The following is a 20,036-nucleotide window of genomic DNA, read 5'->3' on the forward strand; positions in this document are numbered from 1 at the left end:
ATGTCATCTTTATTGGTAGTAGGTGCGGATCATTTAGGAAGCATTGCCGATAAATTAAAAAGTTCTGGATTTCGCGAAATTATTCATTTAGATGGGCGAAAAGTGAACATGGTTAAACGCCAAATTCCAGAGCATGTGGATATCGTCTTTGTCATGACGGACTACATTAATCATAATTTAGCCAAAGTCATTAAGCAAAAAGCGAAAGACCAGGAGAAGCCGATTTATTTTGTGAAGCGCTCATGGAGTTCGATTCAGCAAGTGATTCATCAGATTGGTGAGTTGAAAAAAGTGAACTAAGGAGGGAAGATAGAGCAAAACATGATTCGTTATTTATTGAAGCAAACTTGGAAACGGCCGTTACAACAAATGATTAACGAAGCATTAAAGCATTATTACAGCGTTTCTCCGTCTTGCCGATCGATGTTGACGTTGTTGCAAGGAATTGATCGTGCATTAAAATACATAACGGTCGTCGATTTTGACACTCCCGTTGATTATTATAAAACAATCGCAGCGGTCACCGATCATTTACTTCAATTTGTACGAAACGATCAACAACCTGTCATTTTTTCTTCACTAGGTTCAATGACATTTTTTATTGAGCGAGATTGCGAAACGTGCGTTGTCCCATCACGCGTGAAAATGTTTGTTTTAGATGATCAAATTCATGTTTATAAGCGAAAAGCAGTGCATTTATGTGAAAGGGAATTCGAAGAAAGACCCGAAACAATTTGTATTTATAACGTGTTAACGGGGAAAGTGACAGAAATAATCGACTCTATGAAAGTGTTTACAAATGATCAGCCATTGCTTGAAATAAATAATTGATAATGAATATCATTTTAATATAGAGGGAGGAGAAATGGTAGAGGTTTTCTCGGCACCCATTGAGTATGTGAGCGGCGATCCGCATTACATAACGAAAGTTGATACAGAAGTGTATGCTGGACACATATGTTCCTGTGCATCAAGTCGATTTTCAATCGTTGCGTTGGGCTCGAGAAAAATGGTAAAAAGGTGGGAATTCTCTCCCACCTTTTTATAATTCATCAAATCCGTTAATATCCGTTGTCTTGGCATAGGATCTCGGTCTTGCTTCGAAGAAATCGGTTTTTCCAAGATTAATATTTTCATCGCTAAACACTCGAATCCATGGCATTGAGTTTTCCGTTGCTTCGTACCGATCTTCAAGCCCTAACATTCGCAAACGCTTGTTGCCGAGATATTGAATGTACTTTGTCATTTCGTTGACGTCGATACCGTCTATTTCTCTCAACACAAAGCGCGACCATTCTATTTCGTATTGGATAGCTTGATCGATATATTCATAAATCCACTCTGAAAATGCACCGTGTACATCCACTTCGGGATTTTCCCATAAAACGGCCCGAACGAGCTGTGAGATAAAGTAGCTGTGGCATAGTTCATCCTTATTGATGTAGCTAATCATTGTTGACGTTTTTAACATTTTTTGATTGCGCGCTAAGTTGTAAAAAAAGGCGAAACCGGAATAAAAGTTAATTCCTTCTAACACGAGTGAAGCGACAAGAGCTTGACAGAATGTGTGCACGGTCGGCTGCTGACGAAACGCTTCATATACATTGATGACATGTTTGTTTCTCTCATAAACTTGCGGTGTCGTTCGCGCGATCTCAAATGCGCGATTTTGTTCGGATAATTTTTCGATCGATGCCAAGACGTAAGAATACGATTGATTATGAACGACTTCTTGCTGTTCGATAATCGAAAAGATCGCTTTGACGCTTGGATCGGTAATGTATTCTTTCATGATGCCGATGAAATTTGGCTGAACCGAATCTAAAATCGAAAGGAGGCCGATAATGTGCAAAAATGCATCGCGCTCTCGTTCAGATAACATGTTCCACTGCTTGATGTCATCGGACATGTTAATTTCAAAAGGAGTCCAAAAATTTCCGAGCAACGTCTTGTAAATATCGTAAAAATGACTGTACTTAATATCGTTCCAGTTTAAAATTCCACTCGCTTTTCCGTTAATGATGCTTGTTGCTTTGTTTGGGTTTGAAGGCTCTAATAGCTTAACTTTTGTTAACAACAAAACGTTCCACCTCCTGCAATGTTTGATGAACGAACAACCGTGGCAAATGTTTTTGACTGCCGCGAGGCGATTGCTCAATTTTTAACGTTCCTAACACGTTCGTTATTTTAGACAAATGAAAAGCCATTTCATCCACTGCTCGGCAGTAATGAGGCCACATTTGTTCACCGGTTCCGAACACAGCGACATCCGGCAAACTAATGCGCTTCTCCTTTATGATCGAACGCAAGCAACGGCGCATTTCCTCCGGCAATTGGCCGTTTCCCCACGTGTATGAGCCGAAAAAAATGAGCTGCTTACGTTGAACAAAGTGGTCGTTCCATGGCTCGTTATATATGTTAACGGAAGTTGTTTCATGTCCTTGTGCTTTCAACTCCTCTTCAATCAGTTCGGCAACTTCTTTCGTATTTCCCGTTTTTGATGTGTAAATAATGGAGATTTCCATGTTTATTCCTCCGTTACGATGAACATGTTTCGCACTCCTCGATCGTTAAAGCGGTGCTACGGACATAATATGTGGACTTTAAGCGTGATTTCCAAGCCGTTAAATGTAGATCAAGCAAATCTTTTGCTTTAATCGTGTTGCGAACGTATAAATTAAAGCTGAGCGATTGATCGACATGCTTTTGCCGAGCGGCGTTTTGTTTAATGCTTATCCATTGATTAACCTGATATGCATTTTCATAAAACCAAATCGTTTTTGCATTTAAATCAGGGACGGTGACTGGAATCTTATAGTTTTTCTTTTCTTCAAAGTATAAGCGATGAAAAATCGGATCGCATGAGGCCGTGCCGTTCGCTAACACAGACGTTGAACCGTTTGGCGCCGGCGCCATTAAATATCCGTTGCGCACACCGTATTTCATAACGCTTTGTTTCAATGTATCCCAATCTAAATCATCGTGCGATTTATAGTTGCGAAGTTCAAAGTAAGCTCCCGTTTGCCAGTCGGAGCCTTCAAACAGCGGATAAGCTCCTTTTTCTTTGGCCAACTCATTGCTAGCCTTAATCGTTAAGTAAGCGATCTTTTCAAATAGCTGGTCGGCAAATTGAACGCTTTCTTCGCTATCCCACTTTATTCCTTTTAATGCGAGCAAATGATGCCATGAAAACGCTCCCAAGCCGATGGCGCGATATTTTTGATTGGTGATAACAGCCTGAAGCACTTCAATGCGCTTTTCGTTTAAATCGATGACGTTGTCAAGCATGCGAACTTGAATGGGAATGAGGCGCTCCAATACGCCATCGGGAACGGCTCGTCCCAAATGAATGCTCGATAAATTGCAGACGACGAAATCTCCAGCTTTTTTATGCGTAATGATTTCTCCGTCTTTTGTGTATTCTTTTGTAACGATCGTCGGGCTCATGTTTTGCATAATTTCTGTGCATAAGTTGCTGCAATAAATCATTCCGGCGTGTTTATTCGGATTCATTCGGTTTGCTTCATCGCGGTAAAACATGTAAGGCGTTCCTGTCTCTAGCTGCGATTTCATGATCCGCTTCATAATTTCAATCGCCGGAACGCGCTCTTTACTTAGCTGAGGATGGTTGACGCATTGCTCATATTTTTCACGAAATGACCCCGAGCCGCGCTGTTCATCGTAAAAATCTTCAAGGCCTAACGGACGGCCGCGATCATCTTTCCATCCCATCACCTTTTTTACTTCATGTGGATCGAATAAATACCAATCGCCGCGCTTTTCTACTTGTTCCATAAATAGGTCTGGAATGCACACACCGTAAAATAAATCATGGCATTTTTGCCGTTCATCTCCGTTGTTTAATTTTGCATCTAAAAAGGCAAAAATATCTTTATGCCAGATGTCTAAATACACAGCGATACTTCCTTGGCGAGTTCCGAGCTGGTCGACTGATACAGCGGTGTTGTTTAATTGGCGCATCCACGGAATGACGCCGGATGAGATTCCTTTAAACCCTTTAATGTCCGAGTTGCGGGCGCGAATTTTGCCTAAGTAAACGCCGATGCCGCCTCCGCCTTTTGATAAGCGGGCGACGTCTGTGTTTGATTCATAAATGCCAATTAAACTATCATCGACTGTATCGATGAAACAACTTGATAGTTGTCCGTACGCTTTTCCTGCGTTGGCATATGTCGGGGTCGCGACGGTCATATATTGGTTCGATAGCGCCCAGTACGCTTCTTTTGCCAATTCCATCCGCTTCGATGGTTTCTCTTTAGCCATTAATGTTAAGGCAATTGTTAAAAAGCGCTCTTGAGGCAGTTCATAAATTTCTCCCTCGTATCCTTTCGATAAATAGCGATCGACTAGCGTTTTTAAGCCGATATATGTAAATAAATGGTCTTTGTCAGGATCAATCCACGCGCCCGCCTCTTGCAACTGTTCTTTTGTGTACTGCTGTAAAATAAAATCGTCATAAATGCCTAATTGGGCGAGCTTCACCTGAAGTTCGTAAAAGCAACCGTACCGCTGCGCTGCATCGTATGAGCGATGGAGCGCAGCCTGTTTATACAATTGTTTTAAGTAAATGCGGGCAGCGACAAACGTCCAATCCGGTTCTTCAATGGTGATTTGATCCAATGCGTTTAAAATGAGCTTGTTTGTGATTTCTTCAGCTTTATATTCGCTATGGCCAACAATCGAGCGAATGGTGCGTTCTATGTATGGCTCCATGTTTAAATGAGGAAAATCTACGAAAATATGAGATAAAAAATTTCGTAATCGTTCCTCGTTAAAAGGTTTTCTTCTTTTACCATTTTCTTTTATGATGATTGTCATTTGATCCCTTCCCCCATTGAAAAGTAAATAAAAAATCCACTCGGTTATTGAGTGGATGAAACGATGGTGAAAGATAGAAAAAGAGCAAATGTTTCGACCATCGTTTCATCTTCCCAACCCCCGGAGAACATGAAACGGACAAGGAAGGCAGGTCTCCTGACTCGCGCTTCTTCCTACTTTGGATCCTTCCCGTACATGCGCCGAAAAAGCTGACATGTACAGTGGAGCATTCCATTTCGTCTGCGCATACAGTTGCGGGGACAGTTCTGGATTCGCACCAGATTCCCTATTAAGTCCATGCGGACACCTTCGCTTGCTGGTTTCAATATTTAGTTTTTTTTATCGGTTTATATCACAATATATTGTGTTTTTATATTCTTTATGGTTAAAATCATAATGGAATTCTTTATCATTTGCAATGATTATTTTTGTTTTTCTTGTTGAAGATAGCGCCGATCTTTCATGAACAGTCGCCAAAAATAAATAAAGCCGGGAAAAAGAATGATAAAACCGACGATGTATGTGATGAACAGTGCTCGAAACGTGTTTGGATGGGTGAAACCGGATTGAATTGTGACATCCGGATAAATCATGTAAGGCAAATGCGCCTTTCCATACGCATAGCTAGCAAAAAAATATTGGAGTACGATGGCGATCACAGCAAGTCTTGGCATTCCTTTTCGCCCTTTATGTTTCATCGAAGGTAAAAATAATGCCGCCCCAGCAACTAAAAACATGATGACAGAAGCGATGAGCCAAGGAAGATAGTCCATCATTCCATCGTATAACCAACGCGCTTCGTTCCGCATGGTGACCATAATCAAAAGCGACATGATGAAAGCGATTGGCCCAACCATGAGCGCATCTCGTCGGTAAACTTGATACGCTTCCATTTCATCGGCGTAGTTCGAGTAATCCGCAAGTAAAAGCGATGAAAGAAAAAGCGTGCTTGCAATCGCAAATCCAATGAAGGCGTATTCGTGGGGGCTTGTAAATAGTCGATCTAATCGTAGACGAGAGACACCGTCTATGGTTTCAATAAATTCGCCGTGTGTAATCGGCAGAACGCTAATAAGCAAAGCGGGAATGAGAATGCCGCTAACGCCTGAAATATAAGTCAGCACCTTCTCGTATGTTGGAGCCATATGGGCAAAGACGAGAAAGGCGCTCCGAATGGCTAAAAGAAGCAAAATGATGCTTCCCGGTATTAATAATACGGTGCCGAGGATGAATGTCGCTCTAGGGAAAAAGCTGAATAACGCGACGACAATGGCAACGATAAATACATTGGTCACTTCCCATGTCGGCGATAAATAACGATTGGCGATTTTGGTCGCGTTGGTTTGTTGACGGTTGATATAAATCATCGACCAAAACCCCGCGCCGAAATCCATTGTCGCCATAACGGCATAAATAAAAATAAATCCCCATAAAATCGAAATCGCAATGAGCTCATCTGTCACGTATATACCCTCCTATACTAATAAAGAGTGATTTTGGTGTTTGTCTAATTCGTTTTCAACTGGATGGCGACCAAAGTAATGTTTAAAGACAAGAACGACAGCGATAAACAAGAAAATGTAAACGATAGTGAAAAGAATAAACAGCGTGCCTAAGTTTGTTGATTGCGTGACTGCCTCTTCTGTTTTCATCATGCGATAAATGACCCAAGGCTGTCGGCCTGTGCATGCGAAAATCCAGCCAAATTCGATTCCAAGCATGGCTAGAGGCCCTGCGCTAATCACAGGCCACATAAACCAACGCGGAAACTCTTTTCTTTTGAGCACTTTATTCCATACAAAACCGATTATGGATAAAAGAAGTAGAAGCATGCCGATTCCGACCATTGCGTTAAATAGCGTATGAACAAATAATGGCGGCCACCATTCTTCCGGAAAATCATTTAAGCCAACGACAACCGTATCGAAGCTATTTCCAGCTAAAAAACTAAGCAGCCAAGGAATTTCAATTGCCCATTTAACCGATTGTGTTTCGCGATCGGTATATCCGCCGATGGCGAGAGGGGCATGCGATTGCGTTTCAAACAATCCTTCAGCAGCGGCTAATTTCTCAGGTTGATATTCATGAAGCAACTGAGCGGATTCATGTCCGTTCATGGCGGTGAGAAGAGAGAAAATGCCTCCGACGGTAAGACCGAGCATGAGCGCTTTTCGATGAAAAGAATAGAGGCGTTTATGGTTATGAGTGCGCAACATTTTATAAGCAGCGATCGAAGCAATGACAAATGCTCCGGTCATAAAGGCTGATAAAACAACATGAGTAGCGGTTACGACAAAACTAGGGTTAAAAAAGGCCGCCCACGGATCGACATCGACAATCTCTCCGTTTTCGATCCGAAATCCTGCAGGTGTCCCTTCGAACGCATGAACGTTTGTAATTAAAATGGCTGAAGCCATCGCTCCAATCGCAACAAGCGTCACGCTTAAAATGCGCATCCACGGGGCAATGCGATCGGCAGCGTAAACGTAAATGGACATAAATAACGCTTCAACAAAAAATGCATAAATTTCGATTTGAAACGGAAGAGACATGACTTTTCCGATCACTTCCATAAAGCCGGGCCATAATAGGGATAGCTGCACGCCGGCAATTGTTCCCGAGGGGATGGCGATCCCGAGCAAAATGGCAAACCCTTTTGTCCAACGGTTCGCCATAATCGCATAATCGCGATCTTTCGTTTTTTGATAAAGAAGTTCAGCAAATAAAACCATCAACGGAATGCCGACGCCTAATGTCGCAAAAATAATATGAAACGCCATCGTTGTTCCAAACAAGCTTCTAGCGGTAAGTAAATGATCCATTCACTCATTTTCCTTTCTTTCCATTGTTTGTTATGACACGTATTATTTTGATCTTGAGCGGTAAAAGTATGCATGTGATTGATTTGACAAAACGTCTATTGATTTTATAAAATAATAACCGTAATCATTACGTTTTATTTTGGATAGGAGTGAAAATATGAAGCCGGGAATTCATCCGAATTATCAAAAAGTAGTGTTTATGGACGTGAATAGCGGATATAAATTTTTAAGCGGTTCGACAAAAACGTCAAATGAAACAATTGAATGGGAAGATGGGAATACATATCCGTTAATTAAAGTGGAGATTAGTTGTGACACGCATCCGTTTTATACCGGAAAACAAAAATTTGTCGAGCGCGGAGGACGTGCGCAACGGTTTATGGAAAAATACAAACAAAAATAAAACGCTGTTGAGCAAACGTCAACAGCGTTTTGTAGCCAGCCAATTTTTTGGCTGGCTTTTTATTGCAGCGCTTTTCTCAAGTTTTCCACGTTTTCCTTCATAATGGTGATATAATCTTTTTTCTCTTTGACATCTTCTTCAGTTAATGATTCTAAATTATGCAAACGCAATGGCTCGGCGCCAATTTCGTTTTTGACGACTTCGGCAATTTTTGGGGTGACGCTTTGTTCAAAGAAAATGTAACGAATGTTATGTTTTTTGGCGGTTTTAATAATATTGGCTAACTGCTTTTGCGATGGCTCATTGGTTGGTGACAAGCCTGTCACGCTTATTTGTTCAATGCCGTAACGTTTTTCCCAGTAGCCGTACGCAGCATGGGCAACGAGAATTTCTTTTCGTTTGGCATTGGCGACAAGTTCTTTAAACTGCGCATCGAGCGCTTCTAATTCGCTTTTTAGTGCCGCAAAGTTTTGTTCAAATTCGTCTTTTGCTTCAGGTTTTAGTTCAGATAATGTATTTTTAATCGTTTCGGCCATTTCAATCGCATAAATAGGGTCAAGCCAAACGTGCGGATCTTTATCGCCATGGTGATGCTCGTATTCATCATTTGCTGTTTCATCCTCATGAGCATGTTCATCATGTGTTGCTTCATCTTCATGAGCGTGATCATCATGTGTCGAATCGATCAGTTCGATTCCTTTCGTTGCTTCTACTAATTTTACATTTTCATTCGTTAATGTTTTTGTTACTCGATCAACGAATCCTTCCATTCCTTGGCCAATATAAATGAACGCATCGGCATCGGCCAGTTGCTGCATTGTTTTTGTTGTCGGTTCAAATGTATGGGCATCGGCCCCTGGTGGATAAATGCTTTGAACGTTGACATGCTCTCCACCGATTTTTTCAGCAAAATCTTGCAATGGATAAACCGTTGTATAAATCGTAAGGGTGTTTTCGTTTTTTTGCGAATTTGTCGTTTCTTCTTGTTTATTGCAACCGAACAACGTTAACGTTCCAGCAAGCACAACGGATAAAAGAGCCTTTCCTCTCATCGTATTCCCCTTTCTTTGTTTAAATATTTCCGCTTCAAATAGGAGTCAGCCAATGAATTCCCCGTTCATTATATCGTAGTCATTACGATTTGAAAATGATTATTCGGTGACAAATGGTGGAAGTGGATCGACAAATGTAGACCAGTCCATGTTCATTTCTTCATCTGTTAATAAACATGTATCCAGTGATGCTTCAATTTGATTTTGCTCCATTTCAATTCCGATGAAGACGAGCTCTGTCATCCGATCGCCGTGAACGTCATCCCATTTTGCCTGCAAATCAGGATCTTCCGCTAAAATTTGTTGCTGTTCTTCTTTCGGATAAGCGGCAACCCACTCTCCAGCCCCTTGAATCATGATCGATGGACCTGCTTGGGAGAGCAATCCGCACATATCATTGCGAGAAGCGACCCAAAAGAATCCTTTTGCTCGGACGACTTCAACAGGCCAATTTTCTAACCAATGCATCAGACGCTCCGGATGGAACGGGCGGCGACGGCGGTAAACAAACGATGAAATGCCGTACTCTTCTGTTTCTGGAGTATGTTCTTCGTTTAGCTCTTTAATCCAGCCAGCGGATTGACTTGCTTTTTCAAAGTCGAACAAGTGCGTGTTTAATACTTCATGAAGCGGGACATTGGCGAACGTTGTGCGAATGATTTTGGCTTTAGGGTTTAACTTGCGCAGCACGGCTTCTAATTCATCCGCTTCCTCTTTGGAAATGCAATCGATTTTGTTTAGCAAAATGACATTGGCAAATTCAATTTGGTCAATAAGCAGGTCCACGACTTCGCGCGTGTCGTTTTCGTCGGCGCCTTGCTTGCGGTCTAGCAAGCTTTCTCCTGAAGAAAAGTCATCCCAAAAGCGGTAAGCATCGACAACGGTTACCATCGTATCGAGTCGGCATTTCGATGTTAAATCGATGCCAAATTCTTCATCGATGTATGTAAACGTTTGAGCGACTGGAATCGGTTCGCTAATTCCCGATGATTCAATGACAATATAATCAATGTTTCCAGCGTCCACGAGCTTTTCTACCTCTTTCATTAAATCTTCACGCAGCGTACAGCAAATGCATCCGTTTTGAATTTGAACAAGCTTTTCTTCCGTACGCGAAAATCCTCCTTGTTTGACGAGTTCCGCATCGATGTTGACTTCGCTCATATCGTTCACGATCACCGCAATTTTTAACCCTTGGCGATTATTTAGAATATGATTTAATAACGTCGTCTTACCCGATCCTAAATAACCGCTTAAAACGGTAACAGGCACTTTTTTCATTTTGTTTCCCCTCTCTTAAAACGTAATCATTACGATTTAACGCATTTATCTTACATGAAAAATAGGAAAAGCACAACTGATTTATGCTATAATCCTTGAAAAAGAACTGGGGGGAATCCGCATGCGCTTATTAGATGAAATTTTAGAACATAATCGAAAGTTTGTTGAAAAGAAAGAATACGAGAAGTATGAGACGACGAAATATCCAAACAAGCGGTTGGTTATTTTATCTTGCATGGATACAAGATTGGTTGAATTGTTGCCGCAAGCGATGAATGTAAAAAACGGCGATGTCAAAATCGTAAAAACAGCCGGGGCGATCGTTTCTCATCCGTTTGGCAGCATTGTGCGAAGCGTGCTTGTGGCACTTTATGAGCTAGGGGCGGATGAAGTGTGTGTTGTCGGCCATTATGATTGTGGAATGGGAAGCATTCAAGCGGGGGCCATGATTGAGAAAATGATCGAACGTGGAATTCCAAAAGAGCGAATCGAAATGCTGAAATACTCTGGTGTGGACTTAGAAAGATGGTTAAGAGGATTTTCTTCTGTTGAAGAAAGCGTTCGTCATAGCGTTGATATGTTAAAAAATCATCCGCTTTTGCCGCCGAACATTCCTGTACACGGACTGATCATTGATCCGCATACAGGAAAATTAGATGTTGTGGTTAATGGATACGACAGTTAATCCTTTTTCTCAGGTACAGGGTCAAATCCGCCCGGATGAAACGGATGACACTTTAAAATGCGTTTGATCGTCAACCATCCGCCTTTGATCGCGCCGAAGCGTCGAATCGCTTCTAATCCGTAATGAGAGCACGTTGGATAAAAGCGGCATGTCGGCGGTTTTAACGGAGATATAAACTTTTGATAAAACCGAATGAGCAGAATAAACAATTGTTTTACCATTGTTCAACACCTGTCTCCGATTGCTTTTTGATCATTGTAGCATAAACGACCAACGCTCGTCATTTTTGCCAGTTTCAGATAAAACAGATGAAAAAAATCGGATTTTTGTGTATGATAGTAAAGAAACGATCATTTCAAGAGGTGATATGAATGCCTTCAGTAGAAAGCTTTGAACTTGACCATTGCGCAGTTAAAGCACCGTATGTTAGACATTGCGGCGTGCATAAAGTCGGAAGCGATGGCGTTGTCAATAAATTCGATATTCGTTTTTGTCAGCCAAATAAAGAAGCGATGGAGCCAGCAGCGATCCATACGCTCGAACATTTGCTTGCATTTCATATTCGCAAACATGCGGAGAAGTATGATCATTTTGATATTATTGATATTTCTCCAATGGGCTGTCAAACAGGTTACTATTTAGTTGTGAGCGGTTCGCCAACGGTCGAAGAAATTATCGACTTACTAGAAGCAACAATGAAAGATGCGTTGAATGTAACAGAAGTTCCTGCTGCAACGGAAAGAGAATGCGGGCAAGCGAAGCTTCATGATTTAGAAGGCGCGAAACGCTTAATGCGTTATTGGCTTGAGCAAGATAAAGAAGAATTGAAAAAAGTGTTTGGATAAAACAAGAGGTTCAGACGATTCGTCTGAACCTTATTTGTTGTCATCATCCTTTTTGAGCGGATCGATCGTATGCTTATATTGATAGGCTTTGGAAATCGTTGCGACGCTTAACAAAAGAACCACAATAATAATGATCATCGAAATGATTAATACTGTGAACATGTTATTCCCACCTTTCGAGTACTATGTTCATGCAAAAGTGTATCATTTTCCAAAAAAATTTTGTTTTGGTAAAATGAAAAAGAGGAATAGAAATTGAAGGAGGAGAAAAATCATGCAAAATCGTTTAGTTGAAATCGTGAATAAGCAAATTGCGAACTGGAACGTGTTGTATGTCAAACTTCACAACTATCATTGGTATGTAAAAGGACCGCAATTTTTCACATTGCACACAAAATTTGAAGAATTGTACAATGAAGCAGCGTTGCATATTGATGAATTGGCTGAACGCTTGCTTGCCCTTGGCGGCAAACCTGTAGCGACGATGAAAGAATACTTAGCGACTGCATCCGTCCAAGAAGCGACAGGAAATGAAACAGCGGAAGAAATGGTCGCATCGATTATTCAAGATTTTGAGACGATGATTGGCGAATTAAAAGAAGGAATGAAACTGGCAGAAGAAGCCAATGACGAAACGACAGGCGATATGTTATTAGGCATTCATCAAAGCTTAGAAAAGCATGTTTGGATGTTGAAATCGTTTCTTGGAAAATAAAACGGCAGCGAAATGCTTGCCGTTTTTCTTTTTTGAGCATAAATTTTGCCCGCCTATTCACACTAAAAGATACATTCATACAAAAAGAGGTGGGAAGATGACGGAAGATCAAAAGAAGACGTATTATATCTCGGTCGCACCCGGTGAAATTTCACAAGTGAAAACTGCATCGCCTTGGGATTTTAAAATTGAGGCAACCGATGAAGAAATTATTCAATTACGCGAGTATTTTGATCAAATGCATTCATCGGATGTGCAAGCGTTTTTTCGCGCGCACGTGCCGTATATCCAACATCATTATGATCGTCCGAGCGATGGGTATGATGAAATGATGAAAAAAGCGTATGCGCTCATTTATAAGTTGGGGGACGAAGAAGCGAAGCAACATATTCAGACACTTGGAATCGTTCCAGAATAACCAAACGTGTCGATGCTCAACTTCATATGATACAATGGAGAAAAAATGAGGATATGGATGAGGTTGAGTGTCGATGCTGACGTTTTATGATTATTATGGCAATCGCGTTCGTTTATCGTTTACGAAAAATGCGTTTTCATCGGAACCAAAACACGTGTTTGTTATTTGCCGTTATCGAAATGGTTGGCTTTTGACGGAACATCGCGAGCGCGGTTTGGAATTTCCCGGGGGGAAAATGGAAGAAGGAGAAACGCCTGAGGAAGCGGCTATTCGCGAAGTAAGAGAGGAAACGGGCGGAATCGTTCGAGAACTGATGTACCTTGGTCAGTATGAAGTGATGGGGAAAACAGAAACGATTATTAAAAATATTTATGTTGCTTATGTGGACGAGCTCATTCAACAACCATCTTACTTTGAAACAAATGGTCCTGTATACATAGAACAGCTACCTCAAAATATTCGAAGCGATGATCGATTTAGTTTTATTATGAAAGACGATGTATTAACGTATAGTTTATTGGAAATGAAAAAGCGTTCTTTTGTCTAAGAACGCTTTAACAGTTTTTTTTCGATTACGCTTACAAGTTGGTACATCATTGTCGCTAAAAGCGCAATAATGAGCAGACTTAACAAGACGAGCGTAAAGTTAAATACTTGAAATCCGTAAATAATCATGTAGCCGAGCCCTTGTTTGGAGACAAGAAATTCACCGACAATGACACCGACCCATGATAGGCCCACATTGACTTTTAACGTTGAGATAATCGTTGGAAAAGAAGCAGGCAAAATCGCTTCTGTAAAGCATTGTCGTTTTGTTGCACCGAACGTTTTCAGCACTTTTACATAATTTTCATCGACTTCTTTAAATGACGTATAAACAACGATGGTCGTAATGATGACGGAAATGATCGCTCCCATGGCGATGATCGAAGTAAAGCTTGGACCGAGCGCCACGATTAAAATCGGGCCTAACGCCACTTTCGGCATCGCATTCAAAACGACTAAATAAGGATCCAGTATGCGTGAAAGGAGTGGAAACCACCAAAGCAATGCAGCAAGACATGTGCCAAGAAGCGTACCGAGAATGAAGCCAAATACGGTTTCTGTCAATGTAATTCCAACGTGTACAAATAATGTGTGATCAGCGATCTTTTGAACGAGTAAACGCCAAATGCTCGAGGGCGAACTGAAGAGAAGCGGATCAATCCAATTATGGCGACTAGCCACTTCCCAAAGAAGGAAAAAGAAAAGGAAAATAAGACATTGAAAGAAAAGAATGGTTCTCTTTTCTTTTTTTAACGACAATAAATATTGCTCGTGAAGGTGCTGCAGCAGTGAATTATGCTTGTTCAATATTCTCCAGCTCCTTCCAAATCACTTGAAATAATGACGAAAAGTCAACATGTTGTCGTGCCGCAAACGGCGGATGTGTTCGCAACGTTTCGGGAACGTTGATGGTTCGTACGATTCGACCTGGTTTTGCAGAAAAGATGAAAATGCGGTCGCTCATCGCGATGGCTTCGCCGATATCATGAGTGACAAGCAACGCTGTTTTGTTATATTGTTTTAACGTTTTCCAGACGAGATCTTCGAGCTTTAGTTTTGTTTGGTAATCGAGCGCAGAAAACGGTTCATCAAGCAACAAAATTTTTGGATCAGTTGCGAGCGTACGGACAAGAGCGGCTCGTTGCCGCATTCCGCCAGACAATTGATAAGGGTATTGTTTTTCGACACCGCTTAATCCCATTTCCGTAAGAAGCGCCAGCGCTTTTTCTTTTTTGGCGTAATCGTTTATTCCCATAATGTTTAAGCCGATCGTTACGTTTTCTTCAATCGTTTTCCATGGAAATAAATAATCTTGCTGCAGCATGTAGCCGATCACTTTTTGCTTTGTGTTCATTTCTTTTCCTTCTACCAAAATGCGTCCTCTTGTCGGTTGAATGAGGCCGGCAATAATGGAGAGAAGCGTTGTTTTTCCACAACCGCTCGGGCCGAGAAAGGAGATAAATTCCCCTTTCTCAATGGTGAGCGATACGTGTTCGAGAGCGGTAACAGCGGCTTGTTTTGTGAAGTACGTATGAGAGATTTGTTCGACTGCTAAGACATTCATCTCCATCACCTACTGCTCTGCTTTTTTGGCGAAAGACGTATTGACAAGAGTGGAATAGTCAACATATTTCGGAAGTTCTTTTGCTTCTTCCATAATCTCTTGCAAGTTGTTCCATTCTTCCTCATCTAAAATCGGATCGGTGGCGTATGAACCTTGATCTTTATATCGTTTGACTACTTTTTCGATCAGCGCCACATCCGTATCTTCAAAGTACGGTTGAATCGCTTTCGCAATTTCTTTTGCATCATGTGTTTGTACCCATTGCTGTGCTTTGTAGAGTGCACGTGTAAATTTTTCAATATCTTTTTCATTTTCTTTTAAAAAGCTTTGTTTTGCCATAAAGGTCGTATATGGAACGCGGCCGGACTCCGTTCCAAATGAAGCAACAATGTACCCTTTTCCTTCTTGTTCAAAAATGCTGGCGGTCGGTTCAAATAATTGAACGTAATCTCCCGTTCCGCTCGCAAACGCATTGGCGATATTCGCAAATTCTACGTTTTGGATGAGCGTTAAATCTTTTTGTGGATCGATGTTATGCTTTTTCAAGACGTACTCCCCAACCATTTGGGGCATGCCGCCTTTTCGTTGGCCTAAAAACGTACTTCCTTTTAGTTGATCCCACGAAAAGTTTTCGACTTTATTCCGGGAAACTAAAAACGTTCCGTCGGTTTGGGTGAGTTGGGCAAAGTTAATGATCGGATCATTTGCACCTTGGCTATAAACATAAATCGATGTTTCGGAACCAACGAGAGCGATATCGGCTCCATCCGATAACAATGTTGTCATCGTTTTATCGCCGCCCCATGTCGTGGTTAAATCGACTTTAATTCCTTCGTCTTCAAAAAATCCTTTTGCCAGCGCCACATATTGCGGAGCATAAAAAATCGAACGAGTGACTTCCGCAACGCGCAACGTTTTCATTTCTTCTTTTGAACTGCAGGCGAATAAAGAAAAAAGAAGCGAAGCCATTAAGGCAAATAAAAGACCCCATTTCCGCATACGATTCCCCTCTTTCATCATGTTTACCTTATCGTATGCACATGACAAAAATGTGTGAATGACTAGGGAAGGTGGTCATGATACTATAATGAGTAGAGGCAATCAGAAAGGAGAGAAAGACGATGGGGATGCCGCTAGAACTTTGTACAATGATTGTGACGAAAGGAAAAGAAAAGCGAGTGGAAGGAAATACATTTATTCTTGAAAAAGATGGATATCGTCTTTATCCGCTCGATGTTCCAATTGAAGTGCGTCGAACCAAACAAGGGGAAACGAGCGGACAGGCGATTGTGAAAAAGTTAGAGTTAACAAACGAAAAAACATTGTTGACATATGAATTAATCGCGTTGAATTCAATAAATTAAAAGGGGCCTCTTTTGAAGAAGCCCCTTTCTTGTTATGCGATCGGTCCGCCGAGTGCTTCGATATTCGGATCGATGTTTTTGAATTTCTTAAAGTTTTCACGGAATTTTGCCGCTAATTCTTTTGCTTTTGCTTCATATGCGACAGGGTCTTTCCATGTATTTTTTGGCTGCAACACTTCATCTGGCACACCTGGGACGTGAAGCGGGATTTCTAAGCCGAAGATCGGATCTTTTACCGTTTCGACGTTATTTAATTCTCCTTCGAGTGCCGCTTGCACCATAGCCCGCGTGTATGAAAGCTTCATGCGTTCGCCGACGCCATATCCGCCTCCGGTCCAGCCCGTGTTGACTAAAAAGACTTGGACGTTGTGCTCATCGATTTTTTGTCCAAGCATTTCCGCGTAGCGTGTAGCTGGAAGCGGTAAAAACGGCGAACCGAAGCATGTTGAAAACGTCGCTTCTGGTGATGTAACCCCGCGTTCGGTTCCTGCCAATTTGCTTGTGTAACCGCTTAAGAAATGATACATGGCTTGCTCTTTTGTTAGCTTGCTAATCGGCGGCAATACGCCAAATGCATCGGCCGTTAAGAAAATAATCGTATGTGGATGCCCGGCAATGCTTGGATCAACAATGTTGTCCATTGCTTGAATTGGATAAGCTGCGCGCGTATTTTCGGTTAATGTCGCATCATCGTAATTTGGAATGCGTGTTTCTGGATCAACGACGACGTTTTCGAGTACGGATCCGAAGCGAATGGCGTCAAAAATTTGCGGTTCTTTTTCGCGTGAAAGATTGATGCATTTTGCATAGCATCCGCCTTCAATGTTAAACACGCCTGTATTTGACCATCCGTGTTCGTCATCGCCGATTAAGCGACGATTTGGGTCAGCAGAAAGCGTCGTTTTCCCTGTTCCAGAAAGGCCGAAAAAGAGGGCGACGTCTCCTTCTTGACCGACGTTTGCTGAACAATGCATCGGTAAAATTCCTTGTTCAGGAAGGAGATAGTTCATGACAGAGAAAATCGATTTCTTCATTTCACCTGCATATTCAGTTCCGCCAATTAAGATGGTGCGGCGTTCGAAAGAAATGATAATAAATGTTTCGGAACGCGTTCCATCGACAGCAGGATCAGCTTTAAACGTTGGTGCAGAAATGACGGTAAATTGTGCTTCATGCGTTTTTAATTCTTCTTCCGTTGGACGAATAAACAATTGATGTGCAAAAAGATTATGCCATGCAAATTCGTTGATGACTTGAATTGGCAAACGATATGCTGGATCTGCGCCGGCAAATCCTTTAAAAATGAAAATTTCTTCTTTTTTCATTAAATAATCGATTACTTTGTTATAAAGTTTTTCAAATACTTCTTCGGAAATTGGCTGATTGACTGGACCCCAATCAATTTTATGCTTTGTCGAAGCTTCCTCGACAATATATTTATCTTTTGGGGATCGTCCTGTATATTTTCCTGTTGTTGCACAAACGGCCCCGGAGGAAGTCAGAATTCCTTCTTTGCGCTCTAATACTTTTTCCACTAAGCGTGGTACAGATAAGTTATGGAAGGCCCCATCCCGTTGTAATAACATGGATAATTTGTTTGAAACGTCAATAGAGTTCATTGAACAAAACCCACCTTTGTTTGATTTATTTATCTACTACATACAAAAAGTATAACACATTTTGATAAATAGTCCATACTAATTATTGGTCTTTTTCATGTTTATTATTTTAACATTTTTTGACGATTATTTGCATGAGTGAACAACCATAAATAGTAAAGTCGGATTGAGTAAAATGTTTATTAGAAGGTAATTTTCTGCCACTTTTTCCGAACTTGTGGAGCGTTCTTCGTTCGGATTGGCAGAAAAAAGAAAGGGAAGGATCTCCCACAAAAACTTGACCCACACGTAAAGTCGAATTTTGTTGACGATGTAATCATAATTGTGCTATGATGCTTAAATGAACGGATACTCTTATCCCGAGTTGGTGGAGGGACAGGCCCGATGAAACCCAGCAACCGTCACAAAAAGTGAAAAGGTGCTAACCTGTGGCAAGGCAAAGCCCTTGAACGATAAGAGTGAAAGGCGCGAACAAAAAGCAAAAACCTTTCCTCTAAGTTGAAGGAAAGGTTTTTTTCACGATAAACCATAATAAGTAGGGGAATGAGTACCGTATCATTTGTCAGACGGTGCGGCCGCTGGCGATTACTAAGTAAATTGAGGAGGAATTTGTTCAATGACTGCAAAACGCCGTCTTTTTACGTCTGAATCTGTAACAGAAGGACATCCGGATAAAATTTGTGACCAAATCTCTGATGCGATTTTAGATGCGATTTTAGCAAACGATCCAAATGCGCGCGTTGCTTGCGAAACGAGCGTGACAACAGGGCTTGTATTAGTAAGCGGTGAAATTACGACATCAACATATGTTGATATTCCAAAAATCGTTCGCGACACGATTCGTGAAATTGGTTACACTCGTGCAAAATACGGATTTGACGCAGATACTTGCGCTGTATTAACATCAATCGACGAGCAATCTCCAGATATCGCAATGGGCGTTGACAAAGCGTTAGAAGCACGCGAAGGTCAAATGACTGACGACGAAATTGAAGCGATCGGTGCCGGTGACCAAGGATTAATGTTTGGATTTGCGTGCAATGAGACAAAAGAATTAATGCCGCTTCCAATTTCATTAGCGCATAAATTAGCTCGCCGTTTAGCAGAAGTGCGCAAAGAAGATATTTTACCTTACTTGCGTCCAGACGGAAAAACACAAGTAACTGTTGAATATGATGAAAATGGCAAACCGGTTCGCATCGATACAATCGTTGTTTCTACACAACATCATCCAGAAATTACACAAGATCAAATTGTACGCAACATTAAAGAATACGTGATCGAACCAGTTGTACCTGCTGAATTAATCGACGAAAATACGAAATTCTTCATTAACCCAACTGGCCGTTTCGTAATTGGCGGTCCACAAGGGGACGCTGGTTTAACAGGTCGTAAAATTATCGTTGACACATATGGCGGTTATGCACGTCACGGCGGCGGCGCGTTCTCAGGTAAAGACCCGACAAAAGTTGACCGCTCTGCTGCGTACGCGGCGCGCTATGTTGCGAAAAACATCGTTGCGGCTGGCCTTGCCGATAAATGTGAAGTGCAATTAGCATATGCAATTGGCGTTGCGAAACCTGTTTCCATTTCCATCGATACGTTCGGTACAGGAAAAGTGTCAGAAGATATTCTCATTGAAGTGGTGCGCAACAATTTCGATCTTCGCCCTGCAGGAATTATCAAAATGTTAGATTTACGCCGTCCGATTTACAAACAAACAGCGGCTTACGGTCACTTCGGCCGCACGGATATCGATCTTCCATGGGAGCGCACAGATAAAGCGGACACATTGAGAGAGCAAGCATTTGCTTTAGCGAAGTAATTTTCAAAAGAGAAAAGAGAGTTACATGATTGGTGTAACTCTCTTTCTCTTTGCTTAA

Annotated in this window: 23 protein-coding genes and 2 riboswitches; of the genes, 10 read left to right on the forward strand and 13 right to left on the reverse strand. The window is 41.5% G+C overall.

The features are described 5' to 3' along the window. Complete coding sequence (locus tag EDD69_RS12450) at positions 1–300, forward strand: DUF2325 domain-containing protein (protein ID WP_132949255.1); 300 nt, start codon at positions 1–3, stop codon at positions 298–300. 21 nt (positions 301–321) lie between these two features. Beyond that, positions 322–831 (forward strand): diverged REC-like domain-containing protein, encoded by a 510-nt coding sequence (locus EDD69_RS12455; RefSeq protein ID WP_132949256.1) that lies wholly within the window; start codon positions 322–324, stop codon positions 829–831. A gap of 211 nt (positions 832–1,042) precedes the next feature. Here the strand turns inward: EDD69_RS12455 and EDD69_RS12460 are convergent, their stop codons facing one another. From EDD69_RS12460 to EDD69_RS12480, 5 genes are all read right to left on the reverse strand, one after another. Beyond that, positions 1,043–2,080 (reverse strand): ribonucleotide-diphosphate reductase subunit beta, encoded by a 1,038-nt coding sequence (locus EDD69_RS12460; RefSeq protein WP_132949257.1) that lies wholly within the window; start codon positions 2,078–2,080, stop codon positions 1,043–1,045. Next, a complete protein-coding gene (locus EDD69_RS12465; RefSeq protein WP_132949258.1) occupies positions 2,061–2,525 on the reverse strand; it encodes a flavodoxin domain-containing protein in 465 nt (154 codons plus the stop codon). Before EDD69_RS12465 ends, EDD69_RS12460 begins: the two co-directional genes overlap by 20 nt. Before the next feature lie 13 nt (positions 2,526–2,538). Next, the gene (locus EDD69_RS12470) at positions 2,539–4,839 is read right to left on the reverse strand and encodes a ribonucleoside-diphosphate reductase subunit alpha (RefSeq protein ID WP_132949259.1); all 2,301 of its coding nucleotides are present in this window, start codon (positions 4,837–4,839) and stop codon (positions 2,539–2,541) included. A 129-nt stretch (positions 4,840–4,968) separates the two neighbouring features. Continuing rightward, positions 4,969–5,165: riboswitch (cobalamin riboswitch) on the reverse strand. Between the two features lie 96 nt (positions 5,166–5,261). Further along, the gene (locus EDD69_RS12475) at positions 5,262–6,302 is read right to left on the reverse strand and encodes a cytochrome d ubiquinol oxidase subunit II (protein WP_132949260.1); all 1,041 of its coding nucleotides are present in this window, start codon (positions 6,300–6,302) and stop codon (positions 5,262–5,264) included. A gap of 12 nt (positions 6,303–6,314) precedes the next feature. Continuing rightward, a complete protein-coding gene (locus tag EDD69_RS12480; RefSeq protein ID WP_132949261.1) occupies positions 6,315–7,661 on the reverse strand; it encodes a cytochrome ubiquinol oxidase subunit I in 1,347 nt (448 codons plus the stop codon). A 157-nt stretch (positions 7,662–7,818) separates the two neighbouring features. On the opposite strand from EDD69_RS12480, the gene EDD69_RS12485 reads away from it, so the two are divergent. Beyond that, a complete protein-coding gene (locus EDD69_RS12485) occupies positions 7,819–8,064 on the forward strand; it encodes a type B 50S ribosomal protein L31 (protein WP_132949262.1) in 246 nt (81 codons plus the stop codon). Positions 8,065–8,123: 59 nt separating this feature from the next. Here EDD69_RS12485 and EDD69_RS12490 read toward each other — a convergent pair whose 3' ends face one another. Both EDD69_RS12490 and EDD69_RS12495 read right to left on the reverse strand, forming a co-directional pair. Next, entirely contained in the window at positions 8,124–9,116 is a 993-nt protein-coding gene (locus EDD69_RS12490; RefSeq protein WP_132949263.1) for a metal ABC transporter substrate-binding protein, read from the reverse strand. 99 nt (positions 9,117–9,215) lie between these two features. Continuing rightward, a complete protein-coding gene (locus tag EDD69_RS12495; RefSeq protein WP_132949264.1) occupies positions 9,216–10,397 on the reverse strand; it encodes a GTP-binding protein in 1,182 nt (393 codons plus the stop codon). 121 nt (positions 10,398–10,518) lie between these two features. On the opposite strand from EDD69_RS12495, the gene EDD69_RS12500 reads away from it, so the two are divergent. Then, positions 10,519–11,082 carry a beta-class carbonic anhydrase gene (locus tag EDD69_RS12500; protein ID WP_132949265.1) on the forward strand — a complete coding sequence of 188 codons (564 nt, stop codon included), beginning with the start codon at positions 10,519–10,521 and terminating at the stop codon, positions 11,080–11,082. On the opposite strand, the gene yidD is transcribed toward EDD69_RS12500, so the two are convergent. Beyond that, a complete protein-coding gene (gene yidD / locus EDD69_RS12505) occupies positions 11,079–11,303 on the reverse strand; it encodes a membrane protein insertion efficiency factor YidD (protein WP_132949266.1) in 225 nt (74 codons plus the stop codon). The genes EDD69_RS12500 and yidD overlap by 4 nt on opposite strands. A gap of 150 nt (positions 11,304–11,453) precedes the next feature. On the opposite strand from yidD, the gene EDD69_RS12510 reads away from it, so the two are divergent. Continuing rightward, positions 11,454–11,927 (forward strand): S-ribosylhomocysteine lyase, encoded by a 474-nt coding sequence (locus EDD69_RS12510; protein WP_132949267.1) that lies wholly within the window; start codon positions 11,454–11,456, stop codon positions 11,925–11,927. 30 nt (positions 11,928–11,957) lie between these two features. On the opposite strand, the gene ytzI is transcribed toward EDD69_RS12510, so the two are convergent. Next, complete coding sequence (ytzI, locus tag EDD69_RS12515; RefSeq protein ID WP_132949268.1) at positions 11,958–12,089, reverse strand: YtzI protein; 132 nt, start codon at positions 12,087–12,089, stop codon at positions 11,958–11,960. A 112-nt stretch (positions 12,090–12,201) separates the two neighbouring features. On the opposite strand from ytzI, the gene EDD69_RS12520 reads away from it, so the two are divergent. From EDD69_RS12520 to ytkD, 3 genes are all read left to right on the forward strand, one after another. Beyond that, complete coding sequence (locus EDD69_RS12520) at positions 12,202–12,642, forward strand: Dps family protein (protein ID WP_132949269.1); 441 nt, start codon at positions 12,202–12,204, stop codon at positions 12,640–12,642. Positions 12,643–12,739: 97 nt separating this feature from the next. Beyond that, entirely contained in the window at positions 12,740–13,060 is a 321-nt protein-coding gene (locus tag EDD69_RS12525) for a hydrolase (protein WP_132949270.1), read from the forward strand. A gap of 73 nt (positions 13,061–13,133) precedes the next feature. Continuing rightward, positions 13,134–13,607, forward strand: a complete 474-nt coding sequence (ytkD, locus tag EDD69_RS12530; protein WP_132949271.1) for an RNA deprotection pyrophosphohydrolase — start codon at positions 13,134–13,136, stop codon at positions 13,605–13,607. Here ytkD and EDD69_RS12535 read toward each other — a convergent pair. Genes EDD69_RS12535 through EDD69_RS12545 form a run of 3 tightly spaced genes read right to left on the reverse strand, consistent with a single transcriptional unit; the run spans position 13,604 to position 16,169 of the window. Beyond that, a complete protein-coding gene (locus EDD69_RS12535) occupies positions 13,604–14,413 on the reverse strand; it encodes an ABC transporter permease (protein WP_132949272.1) in 810 nt (269 codons plus the stop codon). The genes ytkD and EDD69_RS12535 overlap by 4 nt on opposite strands. Further along, positions 14,400–15,170: an ABC transporter ATP-binding protein gene (locus EDD69_RS12540; protein WP_132949273.1), complete on the reverse strand. Its 771-nt coding sequence runs from the start codon at positions 15,168–15,170 to the stop codon at positions 14,400–14,402. The genes EDD69_RS12535 and EDD69_RS12540 overlap by 14 nt, the downstream gene beginning before the upstream one ends. A 9-nt stretch (positions 15,171–15,179) precedes the next feature. Beyond that, positions 15,180–16,169, reverse strand: a complete 990-nt coding sequence (locus tag EDD69_RS12545) for an ABC transporter substrate-binding protein (RefSeq protein ID WP_132949274.1) — start codon at positions 16,167–16,169, stop codon at positions 15,180–15,182. A 122-nt stretch (positions 16,170–16,291) separates the two neighbouring features. Between EDD69_RS12545 and EDD69_RS12550 the strand changes: the two genes are divergently transcribed. Beyond that, positions 16,292–16,534: a DUF2584 domain-containing protein gene (locus EDD69_RS12550; RefSeq protein WP_132949275.1), complete on the forward strand. Its 243-nt coding sequence runs from the start codon at positions 16,292–16,294 to the stop codon at positions 16,532–16,534. Between the two features lie 32 nt (positions 16,535–16,566). Here EDD69_RS12550 and pckA read toward each other — a convergent pair whose 3' ends face one another. Further along, the gene (pckA, locus tag EDD69_RS12555; RefSeq protein WP_132949276.1) at positions 16,567–18,153 is read right to left on the reverse strand and encodes a phosphoenolpyruvate carboxykinase (ATP); all 1,587 of its coding nucleotides are present in this window, start codon (positions 18,151–18,153) and stop codon (positions 16,567–16,569) included. Between the two features lie 351 nt (positions 18,154–18,504). Next, positions 18,505–18,612, forward strand: a riboswitch (SAM riboswitch). A 157-nt stretch (positions 18,613–18,769) separates the two neighbouring features. Here pckA and metK point away from each other — a divergent pair. Continuing rightward, positions 18,770–19,978 carry a methionine adenosyltransferase gene (gene metK, locus EDD69_RS12560; protein ID WP_132949277.1) on the forward strand — a complete coding sequence of 403 codons (1,209 nt, stop codon included), beginning with the start codon at positions 18,770–18,772 and terminating at the stop codon, positions 19,976–19,978. Positions 19,979–20,036 lie beyond the last annotated feature (58 nt).

Source organism: Thermolongibacillus altinsuensis (assembly GCF_004341205.1).
GTDB lineage: Bacteria > Bacillota > Bacilli > Bacillales > Anoxybacillaceae > Thermolongibacillus > Thermolongibacillus altinsuensis.